Below are 12,680 nucleotides of genomic sequence, written 5' to 3'. Positions count from 1 at the left end.
ATGACCGACGCTCCTCACCGGCGGGTCAGCCCGGCCGGTCCCCTCGCCCGGACGGCCGCCCGCGTGAAGCGCCTCCCCCTGTGGTCGCTGATCGTGGCCGGGGTCCTCCTCGGCGGCCTCGCGGGCGGCCTGTACGGCGTGCTGAAGACGCCGCAGTTCTCCGCCACGAGCTATGTGATCGCGGTGCCGGACGAGAGGTCCGACCCGTCGACCGCGCTCGGCTTCGCCCAGGCCTACGGCCGTGTCGCCACCCAGATCGCGGTCCTCGGCGACGCCCAGGTGCGGGCGGGCGTACCCGTGAAGGTGCTCCAGGACAGCGTGCGGGCCGAGACCTCGCCCGACGCGCCGATGGTCGCGGTGTCGGCGACGTCCGCGCAGCCGCGCAAGGCCGCCGCCATGGCCAACGCGGTGGCGCGGGCGCTGACCGCCGACGCCAACCGCACGCAGGCCGGCACCAAGGTGAAGCTCCTGCAGTTCTCGCGCGCGGTGAAGCCCACCGCGCCGTCGTCGGCGTCCCCCACGGTGACCGCGCTCGTGGGCGCCAGCGCGGGCGGCCTCCTCGGCGGGCTCGTGATGCTGGTCCGTCCCCGGCGCGAGCCGGCGGAGACGGCGGAGACGGCGGCGACCGTCCCCGGGCCCGCGGCGGCCGCGGACCTGCAAGGGAGCGTCTGATGCGGCCCGGGGGCGGGGGCCTGTCGGCCGAGGTGTGCACCGACAGCGTCCGGTTCGGCGCGCTGGGCCCCGAGTGGGAGGCGCTGTACCGCAGGTCGCGCACCGCCACCCCGTTCCAGAGCCACGCCTGGCTGCACTCGTGGTGGCTCTCGTACGGGTCAGGGCGCGGCCTGTGCGTGGTCCTGGTCCGGGACGGAGGCCGGCTCGTCGCCGCGGCGCCGCTGATGCGGCGGTGGCGGCTCCTGCCGGTCCTCGTGCCCCTGGGCGGGAGCATCTCCGACTTCTGCGACGTCCTCGTCGACGACGGCGGTGATGACGAGGGCGGCCGGATCCGCGCGCTGGGCGACGCCCTGTGGCGGCTCGCCCGTACCCACGTCGTCGACTTCCGTGAGGCCCGCCCGGGAAGCGCGGTCGAGCGTCTCTACGACCGGTGGCCAGGGCCGAGGCGCCGCCTCGACGACTCCCTCTGCCTGGAACTGCCGCCGGTACCGATGGACGACATCGTGGGCAGGCTGCCGGGGTCCCGCGCGCAGCGCGCCCGCGCCAAGGTGCGCAAGCTGGACGCCCTCGGGATCGAGCGCCGCGTCGTGCCGCCGGACGAGGTCGACGGCTCGGTGCGCCGCCTGGTCGAACTGCACCGACTCCAGTGGGAAGGGCGCAAGGTGACGACGGAACACCTCAGACCGCGCTTCTTCGAGCACCTCACCCGCTCGGTCTCCCTCATGGCCAGGGCGGGCGACGCGGTCGTGACCGAGTTCCGCATCGACGAGACGGTCCTCGCCGCCGACCTGACCTTCCTGTCCCCGCGCCTGACCGGCGGATATCTGTACGGCGCCCATCCGGGCCTGCGCGAACGCAAGGCCGACCTCGCCACGATGCTGCTGCGCTCGTGCAGCGAGCACGCCCAGGACCGCGCGTCCGGATCGCTGAGCCTGCTGCGCGGCGACGAGCCGTACAAGCATCACTGGCGTCCCCACAGCGTCGTCAACCAGCGTTTCGTGCTGGCCCGCCCCGGCACGTCGGCGGGTCTTGCCCTGGCCGTCGGCGGCGTGACGGCGCGCCGCCTGGGCAAGAAGGCACTGCACGCGTGGAAGGCCCGGGGTGGCGACACGTCGTGACGACCCCGTCGCCACCGGCCGGGACTCCGGCGCGTCAGGAGCGCCGCGACCACCAGTCGAACCGCAGGCACAGCTTCCCGCCGAGCCAGTACTCCACCCAGTCGCCGAGGTTGAGCGGCGCGCAGTCGGGCGGGGTCGCCGGAGGCGTGACCGGGGGCGTGACCGGGGGCGTCTGCGGTGCCTGGGGCGTCTCGGGAGCCGTGGGCGGCGTGGGCTGGGTCGGCTCAGGCACCGACGGCTCCAGGCGGCCGGAGAGCATCGAGCGGTAGACCAGCGACGACTGGGGGTTGTCGTCGCACTGCCACACACCATGCGGGCAGTAGTCCGTGATCGTGTTGTAGAGAGGCTTGTACCGGTCGATCCACCCGATCATGCGCCGCATGTAATCCGGGTTGTCCCCGTTACGGAACAGGCCCCACTCCGGGTACGAGATGGCCTTGTGGTGCGCCTTGGCGAAGTCGACGTGCTTCTGAAGCCCGTACGGCTCCGAGACCTGCTCGGAGAACGACTGGCCCTCGGGCTGGTCGTACGAGTCCATGCCGATCACATCGACGACGTCGTCGCCCGGATAGCACGTGGTCCAGGGCACGGCGTCGAGGCCACGGCTCGGCGTGAAGTCGAAGCGGAACTTCTGCCCCGGCACCGACCGCATCGCCGTGACGATCCGCTTCCAGTACGCCTTCCAGGCCACCGGGTCGGGCCCGCACCGGTGCGTGTACGTCTTCCCGTTCATCTCCCAGCCGGGCACGATCACCGTGTCCGGGACCTTGAGGTCGACGAGGCGCTGGGCGAGGCGCCGGAAGTGCTCGTCGAAGTCGCCGGCCGCGCCCTGTGCGAGGAGCGAGCGAACCTCCGTGTCGGAGACGCGCTCCTCGTTGCGTTCCAGCATCGGCACGTTCAGCGCGAAGAGCCGGTCGGCCCGCTCGCGCCGCCACTGCGCCCAGTCCTCCAGGAACCCGGGGGCGCCCTCGATGTTGCTCCACCGGTCGCCCGGCAGGTAGGTGTGCCCGACGCGCAGTTCGGAGCCGCCGAGCCACTTGCTGAGCTGCCCCATGCGCTGCACGCCACTGGGCCCGTAGTCGAGATAGGCGCCGAACGCGGGGAACGTGGAGTTGCCGGGCTGTGGGTCGGTCTGGGGGTCGGTCTGAGGGCTCGTCACTCCGCCGGTGGGGGTGGGCGTCGGCGTGAGTGTGGGCTTGGGCTTGGGCTTGGGCGTGGGCGTCGGGGGCGGAGTGGGCGCCGGCGGGGGGACGGGTGTCGGTGCGGTGGGTACGGCGGGTGCGGCCGGCGGCTGCGCCACCCCGGGGGCGGGCGATGCGGATCCGGCCGGTGGCGTGTCATCGGGTGAGGCGGCCCCGGCCGTCCCGGCGCAGACGGAACCGGAAGCGATCACCGCTGACGCGAGGATCCCGGCCGTCATCGAGGGGATGCGCCGGCGCATGGTCCTTCGGCGTTGTGGGGACATGCCTACTCCTCGTGCCGCACTTCGTTCATTACTGACACTCAGTCATATGAATGCGCAATGCGCCAACGGGGGGCTGCTCCGCGAGCCCCGTTCACCGCCCGTTCGGGCTATCGCCAGGAAAGGAATATCCCCGTGTGCCCGACAACAGCGTTCCCGCTGTGCTGCGGCGCCCCTCGAGCGGCGGCTTCACGCCGCCGGGCGGCAGGAGGCTCAGGACTGGGCGGCGGCCGAACGCTCAACGGTCAGACAGGTGACCGGGGCCGCCGCCGCTGCGTTCGCGTCGGTGGCGCCCTTTGGAGTGACGGTGCGGGCGAACGGGTGAATCGGTTCCGCTCCCGGGGTCGTGCGGTGGTGGACTGGCCCGGTTGCGAGACGGGCCGTGCTGCCTACCCCGTCAGCCGTCGGCGATATCGCCGTGGGTTGGCAGCAAGCGGTTGAACGGCCCTCTCCGCCGGCCGGGAAGAGCGGGACGGTGGCTCTTCCCGGCCCGGCGTACGGCAGCGGCATCATCGGGCGGCGGCACGTCCCCCCGGTGGAGGATCCCTCCGCCGATCGGCAGCCCCGCACTCGCCGCCGCAGCGGCCGGCAGGTTCTGGTCCGTCCCGGTCGCGGCCAACTGCCCACACCGACCCATGACATGAGGGGCTCGCCGGGTGACCGGCTTCACCTCCGGGGGAGCCGGACGCTCCGTGGCCGGTGGCTCCATGGTGCGCGCGGTGGGCGGGACCCACTTCGGTGGGCTCCTCCGGGGCGGCGACCCCGTCGGCGCCGTGGTTGCCACACCGCGGACGTGATCGGGGCCGCCACTGCGAAGCGCCGTCGTGCGCACAGGAGTTGCCGGACGTCGGATTCAGCGCGGCGACGACGTCGGCGGTGTTGCCGCGAACGTTCGACATCCAGGGGTGCCTGGACCGTGTTGCCCGGCAGAATTCCATGACCGAAGGTCCTCTTCCGTGCCGACTGAGCGGGCGCGACGAAGCAGTGGCCGGCCTGGATCCCTCCGGCGGGGGCAACAAGGCCAACACGTGGGAGTACTCGGTCGGATGGAGCAGGGACGAAGACTTCTGGACCGCGCCGGCCCAGGTCCCCGCCGCCCCGTGGACGCCTGCCCTGGACGGGAAGGGGGCAGCGCCGCGCGAGCCGACACCGCACCACCCTCGGGGCGCGGAATGCGCGGTCGCAGCCGCCGCAGTTCTGCAAGGGGTCCGGGCCGGCTGTCACCACAGGTACGGGAGTTGGTGGGAGCGGTGGGGGCAGGAGGGTGTTCAGGCGGTAGGCCAGGAGGACCGCCGGGCGGGTGATCGGGCCGGGCGGTAGCGCGGCCGTGAGCGTGCGGTGTACCGCCGACGGGACGATGCCCGTTCCAGCCATCGGTCCCAGCCCGGTACGAGGCGTCGGACGGCCGACGAGGAGAGCAGCCGGCGTGGGTCCGTCGCCGGCAGACCCGCGAGCAGGCTGTGCGCCTCGGGGCTCGCCGCACCCGCCCGCCGGTGCGCGGCGGCCCGTGCGAAGCGGTCACCTTCGCGACCCTGGTCGCGGCCCCCGCGACCGCGACGACGGCCCCGGCACCGAGTGCGGTCCCGGCCGCGGTGCCGAGCGCGACGTCCGCGCCGAACGCGGCGACGGCGGCGACACCCGTGACGAGGGCCGGAGCCGCGATGTTGCGCCTGCTGAACCACGCGGACAGGGGCAGCGCGCCCGCTCCGCCTCGTCGAACGCACGCTCGTACGCGGCGTACTCCTCACCGGCACTCGCCGCCATGCTCTCCAGGGCGGCGCGCCCACGGGCGAGAAGGATCCGTCCGTCTGTCCGCCCGCCACTGCCCGTACCTCTTCCTCCACGGCGCGGCGCGCCGGCGCGAGGGACCACCGGCGACCGCCTGTCCGAATCCTCCCTGTTCGGTGGCGTTGATCTGCCGAATGAGGCTTACGGGTGACGGTCCGGAACCAAACAGCCTGCGGGCAGTTGATCAGCGTGCTTCGGCAACGAAGCAGTCCAGACCCCTCGGCCCAAGAAGGACGATCTCGTGATCAAGAAGGTTCTCATCACCGCAGCAGCAGCTGCCTCCGTCGTCGGCATGTCCTCGACCGGGGCGATGGCTTCCGGCGATGACGGCAACAGCGCCACCAACGCGAACAACCTGTCGAAGCAGGAAATCGGCAGCAGCAACTCCCACGCCCCCAGCTTCAGCCTCATCAACGGTGGCGTCGCCAACTGCGTCGACGTCCAGAAGGTGGCCGCTGCCGTCCCGGTCGGCGTCATCGCGATCCCGGTCGGCGTCAACGACGTGCTGAACGGCGGGTCGGCGAACCAGACCTGCACCCAGAACTCGGTGCAGCAGAAGGGTGACGACCCGCTGTCGCACATCCTGGACGAAATCCTCGCGGACAACGGCAACGCCGGCTGATCCAGCCCCGCGCCGAGCGGCCCCGTTCCCCGCAGCTCGGCTGCGAGGGAACGGGGCCGCTGGCATGTCCGTGCCCCCTCCGCGCACCGGCCACCCGTGGCGTACGACATCGGCCTGGGTGCAGTCGGAGAGGGTCCGTCCACGCTCGGCGAGGCGGCCGAGGGAGGCGGCCGAGGGAGGCGGTCGCGAGGCGGAGCTCGTTGCGGGCCTGCTGGATCTGTTTGCCGGTGAGCGGGCCGCGACTGGCCAGGGTGGACAGACGACGTTGGAGGTGCCGGGTGGCGAGGCTCCAGGAGCTTGCGGTGCTCGGGTTCGCTGACGGTCGGCAGTTTCTCGGTGAGCCACCGCTGGAACAGCAGCAACTGCCGGTCGGCCGCTGGCAGGAACCCGCTCTGTATGAGCAGATCGCGCAGGCAGGCGACCGACCGTCAGGGCGTGAGCTGGCTCAACCGCTCATGAGTGAGCGGGACGTGGGCGCAGGCAGAGCTCGCAGGTTCCGCTGGACGAGGGCCGGCTGGTCCAGGTCAGGAGTGGCAGCTGCGGCGCAATGGCAACGGCGCCCACACCATCCGCGCCCGTGGCACGGCCGCATGCGTGAGCTACGACGGTGAACCGGATGTGCGCGAGCCGGCCATAGTGCTCCCTGACTCCCGCGAAGGGAACCTCATTGTCAGCCTGCCGGTCAAGGGCAACGTCGGTTCGCTGATCGGCGTCGTGCCGATCACCGTCCAGGACATCACGGTCCTGTCGGCCCCAACCGGTGTCCGGGTTGCCCCCGCTTTTCTGCGCCCGCTTTTCTGTGCCCGCTTTCGCTCTGCCCGGCTGGTGGCCGGCTTCCCTGGCTGACCGACGGCAGGAGACCCGTCACTGGGGCCACCAGGTCGGTGGCCTGGTGCAGTCCGTTCAGCTTGTTCAGGCCGCCGAGCTGCTCGTTCACCGTGGGGATCTCAGCCTTGTGCTCGGCCGGAATGGTGCTGGTGGTGATGTCGTCGAGGCTGATCGGCTTCATGGCGCCGAGGGGACCGACGGGAGCGGCCTGGGCCGCGGGAGGGGCTGACCGCGTGCCGGTTGTACTCGGTCGGAGCTGAGTACCTGTGCTCTGGCCGGTCATGGCGTGAGCCGAAACCCTTGGCCCATGGACACGAATGAGCGACTGCGGAAGCGAACGTTCCACCTGCTGGCGACCCTCGCGCTGGCCGGGATCGCACTGGGCGCATGGGCCGGCTGGCTGGGCTGGGACCAGCACCGTGACGTGCACCCCGACGGCTCGGTGACGGGCCCGTACGAGGCGTGGCAGGTGATCGGCCTCGTACTGACCCTGCTGGCACCGGTGTACTGGGCGGCGTCCCGGCGCTACGCCGCGGCCGCGGTGCTCGGCCCCACGACCGGCCTCACGGTGGCCGCCTACGTCGACTGGTCGGACGACGCCAGCGGCCTCTTTGTGATCGGTGTGGGCCTTGTCATGGTGGGGAGCCTGGTCGTGACCGCGGCGCTTTCCGCTGTGATCGCTTCCCTGACGGGACACGGCCCGGGCAGCCGGGCAGTCGCCGCCGGTTAGCGTGCCGGACGTCGAGGGGGAGCGGCGGGCGGAGCAGGTCCTCACGCTCGGCGGGAGGTGGTTCGGCGGTAGAGTTACTGGTTCCAGGTGCGGGATACGTCCCGCACCTTCTGCCGTGTCGCGGCCGATGGCGCCCCGGCGAAGGCCGATAAGACCGATGCCAGCAGGGCTTTTTTTACGGTGGGCGTCCGTCGCTGCCCGTGACCTGTCAGCCGCTCGCGGACGTCGCGGAAAGCTGCCCGTCCCCCGCGCACTCACGCACGCCCCAGACGAAGCCTGGCGTGCCCGAGCACGACAGGTTCCGCCTCCCTTGCCCACTCCCGCACCGTCCACCGCCGCCCTGTCCCCGGTGGCCCGGCTGCGTGGTCTGAAGCCCGACTGGCTGTCCGACCCGAAGGTCTGGCGCACCGAGATTCTCGCGGGCCTGGTCGTCGGCCTGGCCCTGATCCCGGAGGCGATCTCGTTCTCGGTCATCGCCGGGGTCGATCCCGCGGTCGGCCTGTTCTCGGCCTTCACCATGGCCGTGACCATCGCGATCGTCGGCGGGCGCCGGGCGATGATCTCGGCCGCGACCGGCGCCGTGGCCCTGGTCATCGCCCCGCTCAACCGCGAGCACGGCTTCGGCCATCTCGTCGCCGCCGTCATCCTGGCGGGCGTCTTCCAGATCGTTCTCGGCGCCCTCGGAGTGGCGAAGCTGATGCGGTTCGTGCCGCGCAGCGTGATGGTCGGCTTCGTGAACTCCCTGGCCGTCCTCGTCTTCATGGCCCAGGTCCCCGGGATGCACGACGTGCCGTGGCCGGTCTACCCGCTGATCGCGGGCGGCCTGGCGCTCATGGTGTTCTTCCCCAAGGTCACCAACGTGATCCCGGCGCAGCTGGTGTCGATCGTCATCCTCACCGTCATCACCGTTGCCGCGGGGATCGCGGTCCCGACCGTCGGCGACAAGGGAGACCTGCCCTCGTCCCTGCCGGTGCCGGGCCTGCCGGATGTGCCCTTCACCCTGGACACGCTGACCACCGTCGCCCCGTACGCACTCGCCATGGCGCTGGTCGGCCTGATGGAGTCGCTGATGACGGCCAAGCTGGCCGACGAGATCACCGGCACCCACTCTTCCAAGACCCGCGAGTCCATCGGCCAGGGCATCGCCAACATCGTCACCGGCTTCTTCGGCGGAATGGGCGGCTGCGCCATGATCGGCCAGAAGATGATCAACGTACGGGTCTCCGGCGCCCGCACCCGTCTGTCCACGTTCCTGGCGGGCGCGTTCCTGATGGTGCTGTGCATCGTCTTCGGCCCGATCGTGTCCGACATCCCGATGGCCGCGCTGGTCGCGGTGATGGTCATGGTGTGTTTCGCGACGTTCGACTGGCACTCCATCGCTCCCAAGACGCTGAAGCGGATGCCCGCGGGCGAGATCGCCGTCATGGTGATCACCGTCGTGTGCGTGGTCAGCACCCACAACCTCGCCATCGGCGTCGTGGTCGGCACGATCACCGCGATGGTCGTCTTCGCGAAGCGGGTCGCCCACTTCGCCGAGGTCACCGCGGTCACCGACCCCGACGACGCGACCGTCGTCTACCGCGTCACCGGCGAACTGTTCTTCGCCTCCTCCAACGACCTCGTCGGCCGGTTCGACTACGCCACAGACCCCGACAACATCGTCATCGATCTGAGCGCCGCCCACATCTGGGACGCCTCCTCCGTAGCTGCCCTCGACGCGATAGAGACGAAGTACGAACAGCGCGGCAAGACCGTAGAGATCATCGGCCTGAACCAGCCGAGCGCCAGGATCCACGAGAAGCTCAGCGGCGAACTCAAGGCCCAGTGACAGCGGCGAGTCGGGATCTGCGGGACTACTCTGCCCGAACGGCACCGCCTGGGCCGCGAACGGGGAGGCCCCAAGTGAGTGACCAGCCAGTCCACCACCCGCACCCGCCGGTCCGACAGCCCAAGAACCCTTTCCTGTACGTCGTTGTCTGCGCGTCCGGCGTCGCCGGCGAAGTCGGCAAGCTGATCACGGCCGCTCAGGAGGCGAACTGGGACGTGGGCGTCGTGGCCACCCCGCAGGGCCTCGGCTTCATAGACGCCGAGGCGGTCGAGGCGCAGACCGGCTATCCGATCCGCTCGGCCTGGCGCGCCCCCGGTGACCCGCGCCCGCTGCCGCCCGCCGACGCGATCGCGGTCGCGCCGGCCACCTTCAACACGATCAACAAGTGGGCGGCAGGCATCTCCGACACCCTGGCGCTGGGCATCCTGTGCGAGGCGTACGGCTTCGGCATCCCCACCGCCGTCCTGCCGTACCTCAACGCCGCCCAGGCCGCCCACCCCGCGTACCGCCAGAGCCTGGACCGGTTGCGCGGCATGGGCATCCTGATCGGTTCGCACGAACCTCACCGGCCGAAGGCCGAAGGCGGCGCCGCGCCCTTCCGCTGGGAGGAGGCGCTGGAACTGCTCACGCCCGGACGGTCCGCCGGGGAGTGACCAGCGCCGCGACCGCAGCATGCCAGGATCGGCCGTCCGAAGCGCCCGCCACCGGGCGGAACAGACACCTACGTGACACCAGGACGGGCATGCACGACGACCACGGCCACGACCACGAGCTCGCCACTGCGCAACAGCACCACTGGCAGCACACGTACACCGCCCACCCGGGCATGTACGGCGAACAGCCCTCCGCGCCCGCCGCACACGCGGCCGAGGTGTTCCGTGCGGCCGGGGCGGAGAAGGTGCTGGAGCTGGGCGCCGGACACGGGCGGGACGCCCTGTACTTCGCCCGCGAAGGCTTCACCGTCCAGGCCACCGACTTCAGCCCCGTGGGGCTGGGCCAACTCCAGGACGCGGCCCGGTCCCAGGGGGTAGCCGAGCGGGTGACCGCAGTGGTGCACGACGTGCGTGAACCACTACCGCTCGCGGACGCCTCCATCGACGCGGTCTTCGCCCACATGCTGCTGTGCATGGCCCTGTCGACGGACGAGATCCACGCCCTGGTCGCCGAGACAGGCCGGGTACTGCGACCGGGCGGCACCTTCGTCTACACGGTCCGCCACACAGGCGACGCCCACTACGGCACCGGCACGCCCCACGGCGACGACATCTACGAACACGCCGGTTTCGCCGTGCACTTCTTCCCCCGCACCCTGGTCGACACCGTGGCGGACGGCTGGCACCTGAAGGAGGTCCACGCTTTCGAGGAGGGCGCCCTCCCCCGCCGCCTGTGGCGCGTGACCCAAACCCTGCCCCGATGACCGCAGTCCCGATACCGGCGCGGTACACCACCGCCCTGCCCGCCCCGTCCGCCTGACACGGCTGAGAGCCCTTCACGGGCGCGTGTCATTTCCACGGTGGCGCCCGAGGGCGGATGCCGTTGCTGTCCCTGCCACCGCCGGTGACGTAGTCCCGCTGCGTGGACTTTGGCCGCTGTCACGGTGTGTTGGCCTTCTGGTCCTGTGCTTATCTGTTCAGCTGCCCGGGGGCCGAGAAAGCCTGAACGGCCTTTCGATCCGGCACTTTCCCGCGCGCCCGACCGGCTGAGAAGGGGGACGGCGCAGGGCGGATGCACCTTTCAGTCTCAAGGAGACGGACACCACATGTCGGCACACGTCAAGGCCCGCTACGGGCACATGACTTCAGGTCGCGAACGACGCACCTCTCTGCGAATGCTGGCTTTGACGGTCGCGGTCGCGATGGCATGTCTCGCTGTTCCCCTGCTGATGGCCACGCCTGCGCACGCGCAGACCGAATGCGGGGGAGCCTCCGGCTACGGCACCGCGCGCATCACGGCCGAGACCGGCGGCAACATCGCACCTTCACATACACGGTCACAGGCGACAGCGGCGGCGAGTTCGGGTTCACCCCGCCCGCCGGGGTCACCCAGCTGACCCGGGATCACCCCGTCGTGGGCGGCTCCGTCGCCACCGGCTCCGGCAGCCCGGTCGGGGCCGCCGGCGGCGGGATCGTCCTACGCGGTCAGGGCACTGCGTGGAGCTCACTGATCCGCGCCCGGTCACAGACGGCTCGCCCGGCTCAGTCGAGCAGGCTCTCCCCGAGCCGTGATCCGCTCGCGAGGCCGAAGTCGGTGGAGCTGAGGGACTTGGAACCGGAACCGGTGAGGCCGGATGAAGTGCCCGGAAGGGTCCACAGGCCTCCGCTGCGGTTGTTCTCGAAGGAGGCGGTCACCGCCAGGTCGGCCTTGCCGTTGTTGTTGTAGTCGGCGATCCGGACCTGGGCGCCGAAGAGGTCGTCGGTCTCGGCGACGCCCGGAACACCCGTGGTGTCCTGGGAAATGCGCACGACTCCGGACTGCGAGACACCGGAGGCGGAGCCGCGGAACACTGTCACGTCGCCGGCGTTCTTGAGGGTGCCGAGCCATTCACCGTTGGCGCCGACCACCAGTTCGGCCTTGCCGTCGCCGGTGATGTCACCGATCGCCACCGAGGATCCCCAGTTGTCGCCGTCCTCGTCGGCGCCGGGCACACCGGTGCTGTTCTGATGCAGGGTCGTCGGGTCGCCGAAGCCCGTCCGGCTGCCGTAGCGGACGGTCACGTATCCGGAGCCGTTGCTCGGGTCGGCGACGGAGTAGGAGCCGGGCCAGGTGAGGGAGGTGGCCATGTCGTCGAAGCCGTCGCCGTTGATGTCGCCGAGGGCGACCGCGGTGCCGCCGTCGTCCACGCGCTGTATCCGGTTCGGACGGCCTTCCTGGCCCGTGTAGATGTCGGTGCCCGGGCGTCCGGTGCCGGGGTCGCCGGTCACGGCCAGGTCATCCTTGCCGTCTCCGTTGACATCGCCCACGGCGGCCTCCCAGTTGAGGAGCTGGGCACCCGGGACCGTCATGGTGTAGGCGGGGGTCGTCTGGCTCTCCCGGGAGGTGCCGCCCTTGTACAGGACGACCGCGTCCGGCTCGATCACGGCGAGGTCCGCGCCGCTGTCACCGGTGAAGTCCCCCACCGCCACGTCCAGGCCATGACTCTGCCACTGGTGCGAGTTGTCCACCGTGGTCGTGGTGCTGCTGGTGAACGGCTTGGCACCGCCCCAGAGGATGGTCACGCTGCCCCGGCCTTCGTAGCTGCCTACATCCTCACCGTCGGCGCCCACGACGAGGTCCGCGTATCCGTCCGAGTCCAGGTCTCCGCTCGCGATCGACATACCGAAGTGGTCACCCTCTTCCGGTGCGCCCGGCACCCCCGCGGAACTCTGGGTGAGTACGACCTTCTGAGTGGTCAGGCCGGTGGCTGACCCGAGAGCCACCACCACACCGCCCGCAGCCGACGCACCGTTGACGGACTTGTACGGCGCGCCGATCGCGATGTCCCGGTGTCCGTCGCCATTGAAGTCGTCGGCGTACTTGGCGGGCGCGGCGGACGCCGGTGTCACGGTGACAGCGGTGAACAGGCCACCGGTCAGCGCGGTTACGGTCGCGGCGGCGACAGCAGTGCGGAATGGCAGGGGCATGACGATCTTCTC

At 71.0% G+C, this 12,680-nt stretch carries 10 protein-coding genes and 2 pseudogenes; 8 read left to right on the top strand and 4 right to left on the bottom strand.

Going from position 1 to position 12,680, the window contains the following annotated elements:
• Entirely contained in the window at positions 1–672 is a 672-nt protein-coding gene (locus ACWIGU_RS08985) for a lipopolysaccharide biosynthesis protein (protein ID WP_454398929.1), read from the top strand.
• Complete coding sequence (locus tag ACWIGU_RS08980; protein ID WP_454398927.1) at positions 672–1,790, top strand: GNAT family N-acetyltransferase; 1,119 nt, start codon at positions 672–674, stop codon at positions 1,788–1,790. The genes ACWIGU_RS08985 and ACWIGU_RS08980 overlap by 1 nt, the downstream gene beginning before the upstream one ends.
• A 34-nt stretch (positions 1,791–1,824) precedes the next feature.
• Here the strand turns inward: ACWIGU_RS08980 and ACWIGU_RS08975 are convergent, their stop codons facing one another.
• Positions 1,825–3,255, bottom strand: a complete 1,431-nt coding sequence (locus ACWIGU_RS08975; RefSeq protein WP_454398925.1) for a glycoside hydrolase family 26 protein — start codon at positions 3,253–3,255, stop codon at positions 1,825–1,827.
• A 1,472-nt stretch (positions 3,256–4,727) separates the two neighbouring features.
• Positions 4,728–5,144, bottom strand: a pseudogene (locus ACWIGU_RS08970) (hypothetical protein); the annotation flags it as partial.
• 137 nt (positions 5,145–5,281) lie between these two features.
• Between ACWIGU_RS08970 and ACWIGU_RS08965 the strand changes: the two are divergent.
• Together ACWIGU_RS08965 and ACWIGU_RS08960 are read left to right on the top strand one after the other, a co-directional pair.
• Positions 5,282–5,662, top strand: a complete 381-nt coding sequence (locus ACWIGU_RS08965; RefSeq protein WP_454398923.1) for a rodlin — start codon at positions 5,282–5,284, stop codon at positions 5,660–5,662.
• Positions 5,663–6,337: 675 nt separating this feature from the next.
• A pseudogene (locus tag ACWIGU_RS08960) lies at positions 6,338–6,418 on the top strand (rodlin); the annotation flags it as partial.
• On the opposite strand, the gene ACWIGU_RS08955 reads toward ACWIGU_RS08960, so the two are convergent.
• Entirely contained in the window at positions 6,399–6,671 is a 273-nt protein-coding gene (locus ACWIGU_RS08955; protein WP_454399683.1) for a hypothetical protein, read from the bottom strand. The pseudogene ACWIGU_RS08960 and the gene ACWIGU_RS08955 sit on opposite strands and share 20 nt — an antisense overlap.
• Before the next feature lie 126 nt (positions 6,672–6,797).
• Here ACWIGU_RS08955 and ACWIGU_RS08950 point away from each other — a divergent pair, with 126 nt between their 5' ends.
• The 4 genes from ACWIGU_RS08950 (at position 6,798) to ACWIGU_RS08935 (ending at position 10,465) form a co-directional block, all read left to right on the top strand.
• Positions 6,798–7,220 (top strand): hypothetical protein, encoded by a 423-nt coding sequence (locus tag ACWIGU_RS08950; RefSeq protein ID WP_454398921.1) that lies wholly within the window; start codon positions 6,798–6,800, stop codon positions 7,218–7,220.
• A gap of 340 nt (positions 7,221–7,560) precedes the next feature.
• A complete protein-coding gene (locus ACWIGU_RS08945; protein ID WP_454399652.1) occupies positions 7,561–9,048 on the top strand; it encodes a SulP family inorganic anion transporter in 1,488 nt (495 codons plus the stop codon).
• 74 nt (positions 9,049–9,122) lie between these two features.
• Positions 9,123–9,701 carry a flavoprotein gene (locus ACWIGU_RS08940; protein WP_454398919.1) on the top strand — a complete coding sequence of 193 codons (579 nt, stop codon included), beginning with the start codon at positions 9,123–9,125 and terminating at the stop codon, positions 9,699–9,701.
• An 89-nt stretch (positions 9,702–9,790) separates the two neighbouring features.
• Positions 9,791–10,465, top strand: coding sequence for a class I SAM-dependent methyltransferase (locus ACWIGU_RS08935; RefSeq protein WP_454398917.1), 675 nt, complete (start codon positions 9,791–9,793; stop codon positions 10,463–10,465).
• 778 nt (positions 10,466–11,243) lie between these two features.
• Here the strand turns inward: ACWIGU_RS08935 and ACWIGU_RS08930 are convergent.
• Positions 11,244–12,668: an FG-GAP-like repeat-containing protein gene (locus ACWIGU_RS08930; RefSeq protein WP_454398915.1), complete on the bottom strand. Its 1,425-nt coding sequence runs from the start codon at positions 12,666–12,668 to the stop codon at positions 11,244–11,246.
• Positions 12,669–12,680: the final 12 nt, after the last annotated feature.

This window comes from Streptomyces sp. NPDC055400 (assembly GCF_053644375.1).
The sequence above is the reverse complement of the archived record's forward strand: the minus strand, read 5'-3'. Positions and strand labels throughout refer to the sequence as shown.